This is a genomic window from Nitrospirillum iridis (assembly GCF_014205765.1).
Lineage (GTDB): Bacteria > Pseudomonadota > Alphaproteobacteria > Azospirillales > Azospirillaceae > Nitrospirillum > Nitrospirillum iridis.
Genome location: NZ_JACIIZ010000014.1, coordinates 1 through 17,400, shown reverse-complemented (window position 1 = coordinate 17,400; position 17,400 = coordinate 1). Strand labels below are relative to the sequence as shown.

The window sequence follows — 17,400 nt, the reverse complement described above, 5'->3', positions numbered from 1 at the left end:
GGGAAACCGGTGTCGGAATGGTCGCCGGAATCAGCCGCCGGTGACGCTCATGTGCCGGGCGACGGCCGGAGCCTTGCGCCGGCGGTCGATGATGAAGTCGTGGCCCTTGGGCTTGCGCGCGATCGCCTCCTTGATCGCGGCCAACAGGGCCGCGTCATCGTCCGGCGCGCCGCGCAGGACGGCGCGCAGGTCGGCGGCGTCGTCCTGGCCCAGGCACATGTACAGCATGCCGGTGCAGGTCAGGCGGACCCGGTTGCAGCTCTCGCAGAAATTATGGGTCATGGGGGTGATGAAGCCGACGCGGCCCCCCGTTTCCCCCACCCGGGCATAGCGGGCCGGGCCGCCCGTGCTGATGGGCAGGTCGGTCAGCGTCCAGCGCTTGGCCAGTTCCGCCCGCAGCATGGACAGGGGCCAGTACTGGTCGGCGCGGACGGAACCGCCCTGGCCGCCCTCGTCCATGTCGCCCAGGGGCATGACCTCGATGAAGGTCAGGTCGTGCCCGTCGCGTCCGCACCAGGCGACCAGGTCGTGCACCTCGCCGTCGTTGACGCCGCGCAGGGCAACGCAGTTGATCTTGACCTGCAGGCCCGCCGCCTTGGCCGCCGCGATGCCATCCAGCACCGACGCCAGTTCGCCCCGGCGGGTGATGGCCTGGAAACGGTCGGGGTCGAGGGTGTCCAGGCTGACGTTCACCCGGCGCACGCCGGCGGCGTGCAACTCGGCGGCGTACTTGGTCAGCTGGCTGCCGTTGGTGGTCAGCGTCAGCTCATCCAGCGCGCCCGTGTCCAGGTGGCGGCCCAGGCGGCGGATCAAATCCATGATGCCCCGACGGACCAGCGGCTCGCCCCCGGTCAGGCGCAGCTTGCGCACGCCCGTCTGGATGAAGGCGCCGCACAACCGCTCCAACTCTTCCAGCGTCAGCACCTGCGCCTTCGGCAGGAAGGTCATGTCCTCCGCCATGCAGTAGACGCAGCGGAAGTCGCAACGGTCGGTGACCGAGACGCGCAGATAGCGGATGGAGCGGCCATAGGGGTCGACCAGCGGCAGGGGGGCGCTGTTCGCCAGGGAAGTCAGGGCGCCGTCCGCCATCTCTCAACCGTCCTCATCGATAGGCCGGGGCGACTGGCCGATCGGGCCGGCCAACCATCCCCCTCTTCATGTAGGGCAAATATGGTGTGGGGACCATCGCAATAAAGCCCCCAGGGAGGGGCGCGCCTTCCTGGTCGGCTGGCGGGTGGGGCGGCTGATGGGCTCAGGGTTCCCGCCGTCCGCCGGTCAGGGCATCCAGTCTTCCGGCTCCACCGCGCGCAGGGGCACGACGCTGGCGTCGATCAGCTGCTTGCCGGCATGGGGGAAGTTGACGGTGACGCGCGCGCCCACGGCGGATTGCACCTGGCCCAGGCCCCAATCGGGCTGGCCCGGATGGATCACGTAGGTGCCGGGGGTCAGCAGGGCGGCGACGCCCCCTGATTCGGGGGTGGGGCAGGCCATGGGGTGTATATCCTTGGGCTAGGGGTGGAATCGGGCTGCCGGACGCGGAAAAAAACCTCACCTATCCTTTTGCCCTTATCCGTTTGTTCTGGGCCGCCTGCTTCGCTAAACCCCTGTCATCGGGGCGGACGTCCACTATGCTGTCCCCCCCCCACTATGAACCGCCGCGCCGGCAAGACAAGGCCCCAACAATGACGGTCTCCCTGGAACTGCACGTTGTGGAGCTGCTGTGCTCCCGTCTCTGCCACGATCTGATCAGTCCGGTGGGTGCGATCGCCAACGGCGTTGAACTTATTGAGGAAATGGGGAAGTCCATGGCCGATGAGGCCATGTCGCTGATCGCCGACAGCGCGGACCAGGCCGCCCGCCGCCTGCGCCTGTTCCGCCTGGCCTATGGCTCCGCCGGCAACAGCGGCGCCTTCACCGCGCCCGAGGCGCGGACGGTGCTGGGCGCCTGGTTCCGGGGGGGGCGCGTGCGCCTCGACTGGCCGGCCGACGTCATGCCCAAGCCTGACAACGGCGTGCTGAAACTGGCGCTGAATCTGGGGCTTTTGGCGGAGGAGGCCCTGCCCCACGGCGGCGTCGTCGCCATCGCGGCGGGGGCGGGTGTGGCCTTGGCGGTCACGGCGGAAGGGCCCACGATCAACCTGCGGAACGAGGTCCGGGGGGCGCTGGACGGGGCGGTGGCGCAGGCCGATCTGACGCCGCGCAGCGTGCAGGCCTACGTCACCGGCAGGTTCGCCGAACAGTGCGGCTGGCGTATCGCCACCGAGGCCAAGGGTGCGGAAGCATTGCGTTTCTGGCTGGAGCGCCGGGGGGCCTGACGGGCCTTTCGGCATCTTTCGCGGGGAACGCCGGGCTTAACGCGTTTATCGCTTGTCATGTCGTCCAGGGCACGCCATCAATCTCGCAGGAGTAACGTGTTCTTAATCGTCTTTCTGGCAAAGAGGGGTGCAGGGAGTGGCTCCTCCTGTCACCATCAGGAGGCCATCGTGACCGGACGGGGTTCGGTCGGGTGGCCTTGATGAGAGGCGGGGGCAGGGGCTTACGCCTTATTCCTACGGGGCTGCCCGCCGGGACGGCTTCGATACGCGCATGGCAACGGGACGTGGACCATGGATGATCTGCTTAGCGAATTTTTGACCGAGACCAATGAAAACATCGCGGTCTTGGACGTCGAGTTGGTGCGGCTTGAGCAGAACCCGAATGACCCCAGCCTGCTGAGCAACATCTTTCGGCTGGTTCATACCATTAAGGGCACCTGCGGCTTCCTGGGCCTGCCCCGGCTTGAGGCCGTGGCCCATGCGTCGGAGAACGTGCTGGGCCGCTTCCGCGACGGCGAGCTGAACGTCAGCCCCTACGCGGTCACGCTGATTCTGGAATCCCTGGACGCCATCAAGTCCATCCTGCTGGTCCTGGAAAAGACCGAGGCGGAGCCCGCCGGCAACGATGAGGACCTGATCAACCGTCTGAACGCGCTGGCTGAAGGCCGGGAGGCGCCCGTTGCGGCTGCCCCGGTCGCCGCCGCTCCGCCGCCGCCTCCCCCGCCGCCGGAACCCGTGGCCCCGCCGCCGCCCGCGCCCGTCGCCTCGGCGTCGTCGGTGCCGGCCGCCAGCACCACCCGTGAGGTGGCTCCCGTGGCGGAGGCCGCTCCGCCGGCCCCGGCGCCCGCGCCCGCCGCTGCCCAGGCCCCTCCGCCGCCCCCGCCTTCCGCTGGCGATGGCGAGTCGTCGCTGGCCAACCAGACCATTCGCGTGAACGTCGACCTGCTCGAAAACCTGATGACCATGGTTTCCGAGCTGGTGCTGACCCGCAACCAGCTGCTGCAGATCCTGCGCAGCCAGAAGGAAAGCGAGTTCGCGGTTCCGTTGCAGCGCCTGAACCACGTGACGTCGGAGTTGCAGGAAGGCGTCATGAAGACGCGCATGCAGCCCATCGGCAACGCTTGGGCCAAGCTGCCGCGCCTGGTGCGCGACCTGGCGCACGAACTGCACAAGAAGATCGACCTGCAGATGCTGGGCGCCGAGACGGAACTGGACCGTCAGGTGCTGGAGCTGATCAAGGACCCGCTGACCCACATGGTCCGCAACTCCGCCGACCATGGGCTGGAGATGCCGGCGGACCGCGCCGCCAAGGGCAAGTCCGAAACCGGCCGCATCACCCTGAACGCCTTCCATGAAGGCGGCCACATCATCATCGAGATCGCCGACGACGGCAAAGGCCTGGCGATCGAGGCCATCAAGCGCAAGATCCTGCAGAACGGCCTGGCCACCGAGGCCGAACTGGCCAGCATGTCGGATCAGCAGATCCAGCAGTTCATCTTCAAGGCCGGCTTCTCCACCGCCGCCAAGGTCACCAGCGTTTCGGGCCGTGGCGTCGGCATGGACGTGGTCAAGACCAACATCGAGAAGATCGGCGGCACGATCGAGCTGAAGTCCATCGAAGGCCGCGGCACCACCTTCACCATCAAGATCCCGCTGACCCTGGCCATCGTTTCGGCCCTGGTGGTGGAATGCGGCGGCGAGCGCTTCGCCATCCCGCAGATCAGCGTGATCGAGCTGGTGCGCGCCGCCCAGGACAGCGAGCACAAGATCGAGCGGATCAACGGCACCCCGGTGCTGCGTCTGCGCAACCGCCTGCTGCCGCTGGTCAGCCTGGAACGGCTGCTGAAGCTGGGCGACGGCGACCAGTACAACCGCGAGACCTTCATCGTGGTGGCCCAGGTCGGCAACTACACCTTCGGCATCATCGTCGACCGCGTCTTCGACACCGAGGAAATCGTGGTGAAGCCGGTGGCGCCCATCCTGCGCCATATCGAGCTGTTCTCGGGCAACACCATCCTGGGTGACGGCTCGGTCATCATGATCCTGGATCCCAACGGGATCGCGTCCTTCTCCGGCGAAATGGCGGTCCACGACACCGCCGCCGCGGCGGCGGAGACCAAACAGGCCACCCGCCAGGACGACCGCATGGCCCTGCTGCTGTTCCGCGCCGGCGAAGGCGCCCCCAAGGCCGTGCCGCTGTCGCTGGTGGCCCGCCTGGAGGACGTCGACCTCAACCAGGTCGAGGCGTCCAACGGCCAGCCCGTGGTTCAGTACCGCGGCAAGCTGATGCCGCTGGTGCCGATCGACCCCAACTGGAAGGTCCAGCGCGACAAGCGCCAGCCGGTCCTGGTGTTCGCCGACGGCGACCGCTCCATGGGCCTGGTGGTGGACGAGATCATCGACATCGTCGAGGATCGCCTGCAGGTGGAGCTGGGCACGGAACGCGCCGGCTTCATGGGCAGCGCCATCATCGCCGACAAGGCGACCGACGTCATCGACGCGGGCTTCTACCTGACCCAGGCCTTCCGCGACTGGTTCGGCAACGCCACCGACCGTTTCGAGGACGAGCGCCTGCACAAGGTGTTGCTGGTCGACGACAGCCCCTTCTTCCGCAACCTGCTGACCCCGCTGCTGACCGTGTCGGGTTATGACGTCACGGCGGTGCAGAGCGCGGACGAGGCCCTGGGCCTCTGCGAATCCGGCGAGAACTTCGATGTCATCGTCAGCGACATCGAGATGCCCGGCATGAGCGGGCTGGAGTTCGCGCAGGCCGTTCGCGGCAACAGCCGGTGGCAGAATGTGCCGCTGGTGGCCCTGTCCAGCCATGCCACGCCGCGTGATCTTGACCGCGGCCGCCAGGCCGGCTTCACCGACTATGTGGCGAAGTTCGACCGTGACGCGCTGCTCTTCACCCTTCAGCAGACCATCTCCGAGACCAAAGGTGCCGCATGAGTACGAACCTGCCTGCCAAGCGCACCGCTGGCACTGAAGTCGCGGTCGTCAAGAACGAAGACTTCGTCACCATGACCATCGCCGAGCAGGTGTTCGGCATCCCCGTCCTGCAGGTCCAGGACGTGCTGGGGCCGCAGCGCATCACCCGCATTCCGCTGGCCCCGCCAGAGGTCGCCGGCTCGCTGAACCTGCGCGGCCGCATCGTCACCGCCATCGACGTGCGCCTGCGTCTGGGCTTGCCCCTTCGCGACAAGGATAAGCCCGGCATGAGCATCGTCGTGGACCATAAGGGTGAGCTATACTCCCTGATGGTCGACAGCGTCGGTGAGGTGCTGAGCCTCACGTCCGACGACTTCGAGCGTCAGCCGGCGACCATGGATGCGCGTTGGCGCGAGGTGTCCACGGGTATTTATCGTCTTCGGGAAAATCTTCTCGTTGTGCTTGACGTGTCGCGGTTGTTGAATTTCGCTAATACCGAAGCCGCCTGAGCCTGGGCTCAACCACTGGTGCTTTCGAGCGCTTAGCAACCGAGGTTCTTTGCATGAAGTCCTGCCTGGTCGTCGATGACAGCCGCGTCGTGCGCAAGGTCGCTCGCAAAATCCTGGAAGAGCTGAACTTCGTCTGTTCAGAAGCCGAGGATGGCAAGCAGGCGATGGACCTGTGCGCGGTGTCCATGCCGGACGCCATCCTGCTGGATTGGAACATGCCGGTCATGACCGGCATCGAATTCCTGCGTCGTCTGCGCAAGATGTCGGGGGGCCAGTCGCCCAAGGTGGTGTTCTGCACCACCGAAAACGATCTGGCCCACATTCAGGAGGCGCTGTCGGCGGGGGCCAATGAGTACATCATGAAGCCCTTCGACAGCGAGATCATCCAAACCAAGTTCCAGCAGGTCGGGCTTCTCTGACGCCCGGGAACCATAAGATCATGAATGACATCCCCGGACGATCCCAGGCCGCGCCCCCGGCGGCCGCAACGACAGAGCCGTACCGGGTTATGGTGGTGGACGATTCGGCTGTCATCCGTGGCCTGTTGACCCGCACCCTGGAAAGTGACAACGACATCCGTGTCGTGGCGTCGGTCGCCAACGGTCAGATGGCGGTCAACACGCTGCGGCGCCAGACCCTGGATGTCATCGTCCTGGACATCGAGATGCCGGTGATGGACGGGTTGACGGCGCTGCCCCAGCTGATCGCCGCCGACCCCAACGTCAAGATCATCATGGCCTCGACGTTGACGGCCAAAAACGCCGACATCTCGCTGCGGGCGTTGCGCGCCGGCGCCTCCGACTATGTGACCAAGCCGTCCTCGACACGGGAGCTCACGGGCGCCGACAGCTTCAAGGCCGAACTGGTGGGCAAGGTCCGCGCCTTTGGCGAGGCCGCGCGCCGGGCGGACCCGTCCAAGGGAACGCCGGCCCGGCCGGTGGCCCCGCGCCCAGCTGCGGCCCCGACACCGGCCGCCGCTGCGGGGGCGGTGGCGCCCGCACGGGTCCGTTTGTATGAGACGGGTCCGGTCACCCTGCGTCCGGCGCCCGATATCCGACCGGATATCATCGCCATCGGCAGCTCCACCGGTGGGCCCCAGGCGCTGTTCGAGGTGATGTCCAATTTCCGCGGCGGGTTGCAGCAGCCCATCGTCATCACCCAGCACATGCCGGCGACATTCACCACCATCCTGGCCGAGCATATTTCCCGCCAATGCGGGATCGAGTGCGCTGAGGCGAAGGACGGGGAGCCCATCGTCGGCGGCCGTGCCTACGTGGCACCCGGCGACAACCACTTCCTGTTGGTGCCGCGCAACGGCGTGCCCACCGTGCAACTGACCAAGGACCCGCCGGAAAATTTCTGTCGGCCGGCGGTCGATCCCATGTTGCGCAGTATTGTTAAGATTTATGGGCGTAAGGTGTTGGCGGTCATCCTCACCGGCATGGGGCATGACGGTCGCGGTGGCTGCGACCACGTGGTCCAGGCCGGGGGGATGGTTGTTGGTCAGGACGAGGCTAGCAGCGTGGTTTGGGGCATGCCGGGTGCCGTCGCGACGGCGGGCTTGTGCAGTTCCATCCTACCCTTGAAGGAGATCGGTCCGTTTATCCGCAAGATCGCATTGAGGACAGCGGCATGAAGGTCGAAGACTTCGACATGTTCTGCACGATGCTGAGGCAGCGTTCGGGCCTGGTCCTGACCAAGGACAAGGCCTACCTGCTGGAATCGCGCCTCATGCCGGTGGCCCGCAAATGGAACCTGAAGACGCTGGATGAGCTGGCGACCACGGTCCGCACCCGCAAGGACGAAAACCTGCTGAAGGACATCACGGAGGCGATGACGACCAACGAGTCGTCCTTCTTCCGTGACCAGAAGCCGTTCGACCAGTTCAAGCAGGTGGTCCTGCCCGCCTTGCTGGAAAGCCGCGCGGCCAAGAAGTCCATCCGCATCTGGTCGGCCGCCTGTTCCAGCGGGCAGGAGGCCTATTCGTTGGCCATGATGCTGGCGGAAGAGAGCAGCCGGCTGGCCGGCTGGCGCATCGAGATCGTCGGCACCGACCTGTCTTCGGAAATGGTGGAGAAGTCGCGCGCCGGCATCTACACCCAGTTCGAGGTGCAGCGCGGCCTGCCCATCACCTTGCTGGTCAAGTATTTCAAGCAGACGGGCGACAAGTGGCAATTGTCGTCGCAGATCCGGCAGATGGCCAGTTTCCGCGAATACAACCTGCTGACCGACCTGTCGCCGCTGGGCCAGTTCGATGTGGTGTTCTGCCGTAACGTCCTGATCTATTTCGACCAGCCGACCAAGACCAAGGTGCTGGAAGCCATCGCCAAGCAGATGCCGTCCGATGGCGTGCTGTACCTGGGCGGCGCTGAAACGGTCCTCGGCATCACCGACCGGTTCAAGCCGATGGAGGGCCAGCGCGGCCTGTACGTCCTGCCCTGAGGCGCCATCGCGCGGCTACACGATGAAAATGGGAAAGGGCCGGCCCGGCGACGGGACCGGCCCTTGCCATTTGGCCGTTGGGGCGGCCGGGCCATATACATCCTGTGGGTAGTGATCCTGCCGCGTCCGAGCCTGCATACTGTGCCGACCAAGCCATGAAGCGCCCCGGTCAATCGGGGCGCGCCGAAAAAGGGGTCTGAGCGCATGTGGGAAGAATTCAAGTCGTTCATCAGCCGGGGCAGCGTCGTTGACCTGGCGGTGGGTATCATCGTCGGCGCCGCCTTCACCGGCATCGTCAATTCCTTGGTCAATGACCTGATCATGCCCCCCATCGGCTATGTCATGGGGGGCATCGACTTCTCCAGCTATTTCGTCGCCCTGAATGGCGAGCACTACGCCAACCTGAAGGCGGCGCAGGATGCCGGCGTCGCCACCATCAATTACGGCGTCTTCATCAACGTCGTCATCCGCTTCTTCATCGTCGCCGGCGCCGTGTTCCTGCTGGTCAAGCAGGTGAACCGCTTCCGCACCAAGGCCGTGACGGCCCCGCCCCGGCAGGAGGTGCTGTTGGAGGAAATCCGCGATCTGCTGAAGGCCAAGGGCTGACGCGGCTCAAGCAGATCGCGCGACGGGAGAAGCACTCTAACGGGCGCAGGTCTGCGGCATGGTGGCGGGGGCCTCGAACACGCCGTCCCAGGCGTCGCGCAAGGCCGCGTCGACCTCATGCAGGCTGGCCAGGTGACCCAGCGCATGCATGGAGGTGACGCCGTATTGCGTGATGCCGCAGGGGACGATGCCGGTGAAATGGCTGAGGTCCGGGTCGACGTTCAGGGAGATGCCGTGGAAGGTGACGCCCCGGCGCACCCGCACGCCGATGGCGCCGATCTTGTCCTCCTGGCCGGGCAGGCCGCCATAGGGCTGCTTGTCGACCCAGATGCCCACCCGCCCGCAGCGCCGCTCCCCCTTGATGTTGAACAGGGCCAGCGTGCGGATGATCCACTCCTCCAGGTTGGTGACATAGGCGTGGACGTCGGGGCCCCGCTTCATCAGATCCAGCATGACGTAGGCCACGCGCTGGCCGGGGCCGTGATAGGTGAACTGGCCGCCGCGCCCGGTCTGGAACACGGGGAAGCGGCCGTGGTCCAGCAGGTCCTCGTCCTTGGCGCTGGTGCCGGCGGTGTAGAGCGGCGGATGCTCCAGCAGCCACACCAGTTCCGGGGCTTGGCCGGCGCGGATGGCGGCCACCCGCTCCTCCATGGCGGCCACGGCCTCGGGATAGGGCACGGGCTGGTCGCTGAACCGCCACTCGGGGCCGCCGGCAGCGGGCTTAGCGGGGGCGGGGTCAGCGGGCGCGCGGGCGAAGACGGCGGACGAATCCGGTGGGTTCTGGGACATGGGCGGCGGCTTACCTGTCGTGCGAAGGCGGTTCGGGTCTCAACAAACTCATGACCCGACCGTTATATGGTGCTCTGATCCCAAAGGGGCCACACGGGGGCTTGCTATGGGATCGGCGATTTGCTATTCCCCCGGTCACCCGTTGGCAAGCCTTTGCCGATGATTTCCAGACATGATGCGGTCATGGCGGAATTGGTAGACGCGCAGCGTTGAGGTCGCTGTGGGGCAACCCGTGGAAGTTCGAGTCTTCTTGACCGCACCATTCACCTGAAAGGCCGGACCGTTTGGTTCGGCCTTTCGCGTTTCCGGGCGGGGGTTTTGCCCGGCCAAACGCATGGCTGCCTGGCGCGCCGGCGCCGAATGGCACCTGATTGCCCATCGCCTCTGGACAACGCCGGGGGCTGGGGCCTAAGCAGGAAGAGACCTGAACGGTTGTGGCGGCGGTCTGAACGCTGGCGCCTTTAAGCCGTTCGCCGTTCCAGTCCCCCGCAGAAGAGACCGGCCCCATGTCCGACGAGTTCCGCGAAGCCGCCCTTGATTATCACCGGCTGCCGACGCCGGGTAAGATCGCCGTCCAGGCGACCAAGCCATTGGCGACCCAGCGCGATCTGGCCTTGGCCTATTCCCCCGGCGTGGCTTTCGCCTGCGAGGCGATCGTGGCCGACCCGGCGGAGGCCAGCCAGATGACCTCGCGCGGCAACCTGGTCGCCGTCATCACCAATGGCACCGCCGTGCTGGGCCTGGGCGACATCGGCCCCCTGGCGGCCAAGCCGGTGATGGAGGGCAAGGGCGTCCTGTTCAAGAAGTTCGCCGGCATCGACGTCTTCGACATCGAGATCGATGAGAAGGACCCCGACAAGCTGGTCGACATCATCGCGGCGCTGGAGCCCACTTTCGGCGGTATCAACCTTGAGGACATCAAGGCGCCGGAATGCTTCTACGTGGAAAGCAAGCTGCGCGAGCGCATGAAGATCCCGGTCTTCCATGACGATCAGCACGGCACCGCCATCATCGTCGCCGCCGCCATCACCAATGCCCTGAAGCTGCGCAACCGCAAGATCGACGAGGTCAAGCTGGTGGCCAGCGGCGCCGGTGCCGCGGCGCTGGCCTGCCTGGACCTGCTGGTCGACATGGGCATGCCGGTCGACAACATCTGGGTCAGCGACATCAAGGGTGTGGTCTATGACGGCCGCACCGAGCTGATGGATCCGCGCAAGGCCCGCTACGCCAAGAAGACCAACGCCCGCACGCTGGACGACATCATCGAGGGGGCCGACATCTTCCTGGGCCTTTCCGCCCCGCGCGTGCTGACCAAGCCCATGGTGTCGAAGATGGCGGGCCAACCCGTCATCCTGGCGCTGGCCAACCCGACGCCGGAGATCATGCCGGAGGAGGCGCGGGCGGCGCAGCCCGACGCCATCATCGCCACCGGCCGCTCCGACTATCCCAACCAGGTCAACAACGTCCTCTGCTTCCCCTTCATCTTCCGCGGCGCCCTGGATGTGGGCGCCACCCAGATCAACGAGGCGATGAAGATCGCCGCGGTGAAGGCCATCGCCAACCTGGCCATGGCGGAACAGCATGACGTGGTGGCCGCGGCCTATGGCGACCAGTCGGCGGGCTTCGGCCCCGACAACATCATTCCCAAGCCGTTCGATCCCCGCCTGATCCTGGAGATCGCGCCGGCCGTCGCCAAGGCCGCCATGGACAGCGGCGTGGCCACGCGGCCCATCACCGATTTCGACGCCTATCGCGAGCGGCTGTCGCAGTTCGTGTTCCGCTCCGGCCTGCTGATGAAGCCGGTGTTCTCCCGCGCCAAGCAGGCGCCCAAGCGCCTGGTCTATTGCGAGGGCGAGGAGGAGCGGGTGCTGCGCGCCGTGCAGTTCGTCGTGGATGATGGCCTGGCCCGGCCCATCCTCATCGGCCGGCGTGACGTGGTGGCACGGCGCATCGAGAAGCTGGGCCTGCGCCTTCAGTTGGACCGCGACGTCGAACTGGTCGATCCGCAGAACGATCCCCGCTACGCCGACTATTGGCAAAGCTATCACGCGGTCATGGAGCGCCGGGGCGTCAGCCCCGACCGCGCCCGCCAGGTGGTGCGCAACAACACCACCGTCATCGGCTCGATGATGGTCAGCAAGGGCGACGCCGACGCCATGATCGCCGGCACCGTCGGCCTCTATGACTGGCATCTGAAGCATGTCCTGGATGTCATCGGCCTGAAGCCGGGGACGACGATCCCGGCGGCGCTGTCGGTGCTGATCCTGCCCAAGGGCACCTTCTTCCTGGCCGACGCCTATGTCACGCCGGAGCCGACGGCGGACCAGATCGCCGCCATGACGGCGCTGGCGGCGGAAGAGGTGCGGCGGTTCGGCGTCGTGCCCAAGGTGGCGCTGTTGTCCCACTCCAACTTCGGCAGCCATGGCGATGCCTCGGCCCTGACCATGCGCGCGGCGCTGGCCAAGATCGAGGCGCAGTGCCCGACGCTGGAGGTGGAGGGCGAGATGCACGCCGACAGCGCCATCTCCGAGGACATCCGCCAGCGGGTGTTCCCCAACAGCCGCCTGAAGGGCACGGCCAACCTGCTGATCATGCCCAGCCGCGACGCGGCCAACATCGCCTTCAACCTGCTGAAGACCTTGGGTGAAGGGCAGCCGGTGGGGCCGGTGCTGCTGGGTGCCGCCCAGCCGGCCCACATCCTCACCCCCTCGGTCACCGTGCGCGGCATCGTCAACATGTCGGCCTTGGCCGTGGTCGATGCCCAGATGCATGAGGCGGGGGAAGGGGTATAGGGCAGGTCTCCTGTCGTCCCCGTAAGGTTTTAAGAAAGGCCCGTGCCGGAGCGATCCGGGGCGGGCCTTTCGCTTTGCGCCCTCTGCCGCCGTCTTGACAATAGCACGATCGTTCGTTTATTTTCTGCCGCCATGAGCAAGGGTGTACGCACACGCGCCGCCATCCTGGATGAGGCCTTGAGCCTCATGAGCACGGATGGCCTGTCGGGCCTGACCATCGGCCTGTTGGCGGAGCGTACCGGCCTGTCGAAAAGCGGGCTGTTCGCCCATTTCGGCTCCAAGGAACAGTTGCAGGTCGCGGCGCTGCAGGAGGCCCAGGCCTCCTTTACCGCCCACGTCATCCGGCCGGTGCTGGACCTGCCGCGTGGCCTGCCGCGGCTGGAGGCCTTCGCCGAGGGCTGGTGGGCGTGGAACCGGTCGCCGCCCTTTCCCGGTGGCTGTCCCATCCAGGCGGCCAGCCTGGAATTGGACGACCGGCCGGGGCCTTTGCGGGATGAGATCGCGGCGGCCCAGCGCCGCCTGCGCGCCTTCATCCAGCAGGGTGCCGGCATGGCGGTGGCGGCGGGGCATTTCCGCCCGGACCTGGATTGCACCCTGTTCGCCTTTCAGATGGTGGGCATCGCCTTCGCCCAGACCATGACCTGCCGGCTGCTGGGCGAGCCGGAGGGGCTGGATTTCGTCCGTCGCGCTTGGCGCGCCCAGGTGACGGATGCCCAAGGCACACACAATCAAACGGGAGAGACAAGCCATGAGCACTGATCCGATTGTCATCGTCAGCGCCGCCCGCACCGCCATGGGCGGCATGATGGGCGACCTGTCCAGCCTGCCCGCGGCCCAGCTGGGCGCCGCCGCCGTGAAGGCGGCGGTGGAGCGCGCCGGTCTGGCGCCCGACGCCGTGGATGAGGTGGTGATGGGCTGCGTGCTGCAGGCCGGCCAGGGCCAGGCGCCGGGTCGCCAGGCGGCGTTGGCCGCCGGCCTGCCCCAGTCGGTGCCCTGCAGCACGCTGAACAAGATGTGCGGTAGCGGCATGAAGGCCGTCATGGTGGCGCACGACCTGCTGGTGGCGGGCAGCGTCGACGTGGCGCTGGCCGGCGGCATGGAGAGCATGTCCAACGCCCCCTACCTGCTGGACCGGGCGCGGGGCGGCTATCGCTACGGCCACGCCACCATCTACGACCATATGGCGCTGGACGGGCTGGAGGACGCCTATGACCGGGGCCGCGCCATGGGCACCTTCGCCGAGGACACGGCCAGCCATTACCAGTTCACCCGCGAGATGCAGGACGCCTACGCCATCGAAAGCCTGCGCCGGGCCAAGGCCGCGGTGGAAGGCGGCTGGTTTGATGGCGAGACGGTGGGCGTGTCGGTCAAGGGCAAGGGCGGCGATGTCGTCATCGCCCGCGATGAACAGCCGCTGAAGGGCAAGCCGGAGAAGATCCCGACCCTGAAGACGCCGTTCCGCAAGGACGGCACGGTCACGGCGGCCAGCAGCGCCTCCATCAGCGACGGGGCCGCCGCCCTGGTGCTGACCCGCGCCAGCGTGGCGGAGCGACGGGGGTTGACGCCCTTGGCCCGCATCGTCGGCCATGCCAGCCACGCCCGCGCGCCCAACTGGTTCACCACCGCCCCCATCGGCGCCATCGAGACCCTGTTCGCCAAGACCGGCTGGTCCGCCCGCGATGTCGACCTGTTCGAGATCAACGAGGCCTTCGCCGTGGTGCCCATGGCGGCGATGCGGGACTTCGACATTCCCCATGACAAGGTCAACGTCCATGGCGGCGCCTGCGCCCTGGGTCATCCCATCGGCGCCTCGGGCGCCCGCATCCTGGTGACCCTGCTGGCGGCCCTGCGGCGCTATGACCTGAGCCGCGGCGTGGCCAGCTTGTGCATCGGTGGCGGCGAAGCCACGGCCATGGCCGTTGAACGTTTGAACTGATACCAGCAGCACGAGAGTCTGACTCGTGCCGCTGTAGCCCGCGACTGCGGGCGCCGGAGATTTCCGGGGAGCCGAAGGCGGACTGGAAATCGAGGATCAGCCCAGCCGCCGGATGGCGGCGCCCGGCGATTGAGGGGGCGTTTGAGCGGTCACGATCAAATGCCGTTTTTATCACGCGCATCCGCTGGACCTGGTCCGGCGAGTGGGCATACTGGCGGGCGGCCGTGCCAGCGGGTGCGGCCGCCCGAATGACAAGAGGGGAGGGCCCCCGTGATGGCAGCGCAGCCCTTGGATTTCTATTTCGATTTCGCCTCGCCCTACGGCTATTTCGCCGCCATGGCGATTGATGAGCTGGCGGCCCGCCACGGCCGCGCCGTGGTTTGGCACCCCATCCTGCTGGGGGCGGTGTTCAAGAACACGGGCGTCACGGCCAACGTGCTGCGGCCGTTGCAAGGCGACTATCTGCGCCATGACGTCCTCCGTTCCGCCCGCTATTACCAGCTGCCGTTGACTTGGCCGGCGGTGATGCCGATCAATGCCGTCGCGCCGTCTCGCGCCTACTACTGGGCGGCGACTGAGGACGCCGATAGGGCGCGGGCCTTGGCGAAGGCGCTTTACCGCGCCCACTGGCAGGAGGGTCGGGACATTTCGGGGATCGCGACAGTCGCGGATGTGGCCGCCGGCATCGGCCTGGATGCCGAGGCGCTGATGGCCGGTGTCCAGGAGCCGGCGGTGAAGGACGCGCTGCGGGCGGCGACCGACGCCGCCATGGCCCGTGGCGTCTTTGGCTCGCCCTTCGTTTTCGTGGACGGGGAGGGGTTCTGGGGGGCCGACCGGCTGGTGCAGGTGGAGCGTTGGCTGGCCCAGGGTGCTTGGTGATGACGGGACCCGCCGCTTCGCGCCGCCGCCGGAAGCGGTCGGTGCTCACGTCCATCGTCCTGACGGTGGGGCTGCTCAGCCTGATCGCGCTCACCATCCAGGGGGTCGATCCCGGGCTCTTCCTGGTGCTGCTGGGGGCGGTGGTCGTGGTGGTGGGCAGCTGCCACCTGCTGTTTCCCGGCAGCCGCTTTTTCACCATCGGCCTCGCCAACTTCGTTGGCATCTACGCCATCATCTTCCAGTTCTTTGTCGAGGCGCACTTCTCGCACTTGCCTCCCCCCTTGCTGGGGTTCGGCTTCATTTTGCCGCTGGCGGCCTTCCTTGGCGGCGTGGTGATGCGCCGGGCGGGTATCCGCGCCATCGTCCAAGCCCAGCCGGAGCGGGATCGCCGCCGGCGCGATCTGCGCCGGTTCGGCCGGGCCTTCGGCTGGGTGGTGCCGCTGGGGCTGGTCGCGGCCGCCACCTTCCTGCTGACGCCGCAGACGCCGTTGCCGGTGGTGCGCGACGCTTTCGTGGCGGCCATGGGCTTCATCGCCTTCGTCGTGCTGCTGGTCAGCTACGATGTGGTGCTGCTCCTGCTGGAGACGGGCCTGCTGTTTGAGGAGTTCTTCGAACAGGTGGCGGGTTTGGCGGAGCCGGCCTTCGCCTTCTTCACCTTCTATTCCCTGCTGGTGATCATCTTCGCCGCCCTCTACACGGTGGTCGATCGCTTCTCCCCCGTCAGCCAGTTCATGATTGGCGGCGTGCCGCAGAAGATCGGATTCGCCGAAAGCCTCTATTTTTCGGTCGTCACCCTGTCGACCGTGGGCTATGGCGACATCGTGCCGGTGGGCAGCTTCATCCGCGTCGTGGTGGCGGCGGAGGTGGTGGTGGGCATGCTGCTGCTGCTGTTCGGCTTCAACGCCATCTTCAGCTACTCCAGCACCCGCCGGCCCCCGGAACATTGAAGCGCCAAGACCTCGGGCGCCTTCCGCCGGTGTTCGGGCGCATGGCCATTCAAACAGGACTGGTGCCGGCGTCAAAAAAGTCTTAACGCTTCTCTGGTAGGGGTGGGTGCTGAAAGCCGTGTGGGGTGGGCGTACCCCCTGACGCGGGGCCTGAAACTTGAGGGGCTGGATGCCGTGAGCCGGTCGATCGAAGGCGTCACCAACTGGATGCATTTGTTCCGTTGGATCGTGAAGCTTATCCGCGACGACTATGGCGTCGATGAGAAGATCCTCACCCGCACCGCCGTGCTGGAGACGGATTGCGGGCTGAACATCGAACAGGTGGAAGAGGTGCTCGAGATCGTCGCCGACAGCTTCGCCATCCGTTTCCCCCCGGGCACCCTGGATGAGGTGCTGAAGCTGGAGGAACTCTGCCTGCTGGCCGCTTGGCTGAAGGGCATGTTCAAACGGCCAGAATTCATCTCTGAGGGGTTCGAGGCCCGCTGCCGCGCCCTGAACGCCACCGCCACCGCCTGATTCAACCAGACCCGTCAGGCTCCCGGCGGTGCTTATCCCCACCGCTGTGATCGGGCGCCTTGACCCCCGGGCTTAAGTTCGTAGTCTCACACACCCTGATTGATCCGGTTTGTGAGACCCATGCCCCTACATATGCTGCGCCTCGCCGTGGGTGCCCCCGATCTTGCCGACATGCGCGACTGGCGCAATCGCAACCAGATGGATTGGCACGGCCACCGGGTGGTGCCCACCTATACCCGCCGCATGCCCACGCGCACGGCGGAACTGCTGGACGGCGGTTCCCTCTATTGGGTGGTGAAGGGCGTGCTGTGCTGCCGCGCCCGGTTCGTCGGGTTCGACCTGATGCGCTCGGCGGAAGGGGACGAGGTTTGCCGCATGCTGCTGGATACGGAGCTGGTGGAGACGGTGCCCGAGCCCAAACGTCCCTTCCAGGGCTGGCGCTATCTGAAGCCGGAGGATGCGCCGCCCGATCTGGACCAGGCGGGCGGTGGTGGACAGGACCTCCCTCCCCATATCCTGGCGGAGCTGCGGCAATTGGGGCTGGCCTAATCCCCGGTTTCCCCGCGCTTTTCCAGGCTTTCCGACGGGCGGGCGATTGGGGCTACGCCGCGTTTCGAAAAAAGTGAGGGCGGGGTGAAAAAAGCTGTAGACAGCCCCGGCTGGTCTCTCTATAACCCCGTTCACCGACGCGGCGGGCGACAACGAACGGCGCGACGGCGAAGCGATCCCTGAGTTCTG

General features: G+C 66.6%; 17 protein-coding genes and 1 tRNA gene. 15 read left to right on the top strand and 3 right to left on the bottom strand.

Annotation, left to right across the window (positions count from 1 at the left end):
• Positions 1-30: 30 nt before the first annotated feature.
• Both moaA and FHS74_RS21920 read right to left on the bottom strand, forming a co-directional pair.
• Entirely contained in the window at positions 31-1,089 is a 1,059-nt protein-coding gene (gene moaA / locus FHS74_RS21925) for a GTP 3',8-cyclase MoaA (protein ID WP_184805243.1), read from the bottom strand.
• A gap of 186 nt (positions 1,090-1,275) precedes the next feature.
• Positions 1,276-1,491: a DUF3553 domain-containing protein gene (locus FHS74_RS21920; protein WP_184805240.1), complete on the bottom strand. Its 216-nt coding sequence runs from the start codon at positions 1,489-1,491 to the stop codon at positions 1,276-1,278.
• 191 nt (positions 1,492-1,682) lie between these two features.
• Between FHS74_RS21920 and FHS74_RS21915 the strand changes: the two genes are divergently transcribed.
• The 7 genes from FHS74_RS21915 to mscL all read left to right on the top strand — a co-directional run bounded on the left by FHS74_RS21915 (position 1,683) and on the right by mscL (position 8,803).
• Entirely contained in the window at positions 1,683-2,315 is a 633-nt protein-coding gene (locus FHS74_RS21915; protein ID WP_246463293.1) for a histidine phosphotransferase family protein, read from the top strand.
• A 291-nt stretch (positions 2,316-2,606) separates the two neighbouring features.
• Positions 2,607-5,267 (top strand): hybrid sensor histidine kinase/response regulator, encoded by a 2,661-nt coding sequence (locus FHS74_RS21910; RefSeq protein WP_184805234.1) that lies wholly within the window; start codon positions 2,607-2,609, stop codon positions 5,265-5,267.
• Entirely contained in the window at positions 5,264-5,755 is a 492-nt protein-coding gene (locus FHS74_RS21905) for a chemotaxis protein CheW (RefSeq protein WP_184805231.1), read from the top strand. Before FHS74_RS21910 ends, FHS74_RS21905 begins: the two co-directional genes overlap by 4 nt.
• Positions 5,756-5,808: 53 nt before the next feature.
• Positions 5,809-6,174, top strand: coding sequence for a response regulator (locus FHS74_RS21900; protein WP_184805228.1), 366 nt, complete (start codon positions 5,809-5,811; stop codon positions 6,172-6,174).
• A gap of 20 nt (positions 6,175-6,194) precedes the next feature.
• On the top strand, positions 6,195-7,391 hold the full coding sequence (locus FHS74_RS21895; RefSeq protein ID WP_184805225.1) for a protein-glutamate methylesterase/protein-glutamine glutaminase: 1,197 nt from the start codon (positions 6,195-6,197) through the stop codon (positions 7,389-7,391).
• On the top strand, positions 7,388-8,197 hold the full coding sequence (locus tag FHS74_RS21890) for a CheR family methyltransferase (RefSeq protein WP_184805222.1): 810 nt from the start codon (positions 7,388-7,390) through the stop codon (positions 8,195-8,197). Before FHS74_RS21895 ends, FHS74_RS21890 begins: the two co-directional genes overlap by 4 nt.
• 204 nt (positions 8,198-8,401) lie before the next feature.
• Positions 8,402-8,803: a large conductance mechanosensitive channel protein MscL gene (gene mscL / locus FHS74_RS21885; protein ID WP_184805219.1), complete on the top strand. Its 402-nt coding sequence runs from the start codon at positions 8,402-8,404 to the stop codon at positions 8,801-8,803.
• 36 nt (positions 8,804-8,839) lie between these two features.
• On the opposite strand, the gene lipB is transcribed toward mscL, so the two are convergent.
• Positions 8,840-9,592 carry a lipoyl(octanoyl) transferase LipB gene (lipB, locus tag FHS74_RS21880; RefSeq protein WP_184805217.1) on the bottom strand — a complete coding sequence of 251 codons (753 nt, stop codon included), beginning with the start codon at positions 9,590-9,592 and terminating at the stop codon, positions 8,840-8,842.
• A 177-nt stretch (positions 9,593-9,769) separates the two neighbouring features.
• On the opposite strand from lipB, the gene FHS74_RS21875 reads away from it, so the two are divergent.
• From FHS74_RS21875 to FHS74_RS21840, 8 genes are all read left to right on the top strand, one after another.
• Positions 9,770-9,854 (top strand) — tRNA-Leu (locus FHS74_RS21875).
• Positions 9,855-10,098: 244 nt separating this feature from the next.
• Positions 10,099-12,384 (top strand): NADP-dependent malic enzyme, encoded by a 2,286-nt coding sequence (locus FHS74_RS21870; RefSeq protein ID WP_184805214.1) that lies wholly within the window; start codon positions 10,099-10,101, stop codon positions 12,382-12,384.
• A gap of 132 nt (positions 12,385-12,516) precedes the next feature.
• Entirely contained in the window at positions 12,517-13,143 is a 627-nt protein-coding gene (locus FHS74_RS21865) for a TetR/AcrR family transcriptional regulator (protein ID WP_184805211.1), read from the top strand.
• Positions 13,133-14,320, top strand: coding sequence for an acetyl-CoA C-acyltransferase (locus FHS74_RS21860; RefSeq protein WP_184805209.1), 1,188 nt, complete (start codon positions 13,133-13,135; stop codon positions 14,318-14,320). Before FHS74_RS21865 ends, FHS74_RS21860 begins: the two co-directional genes overlap by 11 nt.
• 273 nt (positions 14,321-14,593) lie before the next feature.
• Positions 14,594-15,199 (top strand): 2-hydroxychromene-2-carboxylate isomerase, encoded by a 606-nt coding sequence (locus FHS74_RS21855; RefSeq protein WP_184805207.1) that lies wholly within the window; start codon positions 14,594-14,596, stop codon positions 15,197-15,199.
• Positions 15,200-15,240: 41 nt separating this feature from the next.
• Complete coding sequence (locus FHS74_RS31190; RefSeq protein ID WP_184805203.1) at positions 15,241-16,146, top strand: ion channel; 906 nt, start codon at positions 15,241-15,243, stop codon at positions 16,144-16,146.
• A gap of 174 nt (positions 16,147-16,320) precedes the next feature.
• Positions 16,321-16,662 carry an acyl carrier protein gene (locus FHS74_RS21845; protein WP_184805199.1) on the top strand — a complete coding sequence of 114 codons (342 nt, stop codon included), beginning with the start codon at positions 16,321-16,323 and terminating at the stop codon, positions 16,660-16,662.
• A gap of 120 nt (positions 16,663-16,782) precedes the next feature.
• The gene (locus tag FHS74_RS21840; RefSeq protein WP_184805196.1) at positions 16,783-17,211 is read left to right on the top strand and encodes a DUF1489 family protein; all 429 of its coding nucleotides are present in this window, start codon (positions 16,783-16,785) and stop codon (positions 17,209-17,211) included.
• Positions 17,212-17,400 lie beyond the last annotated feature (189 nt).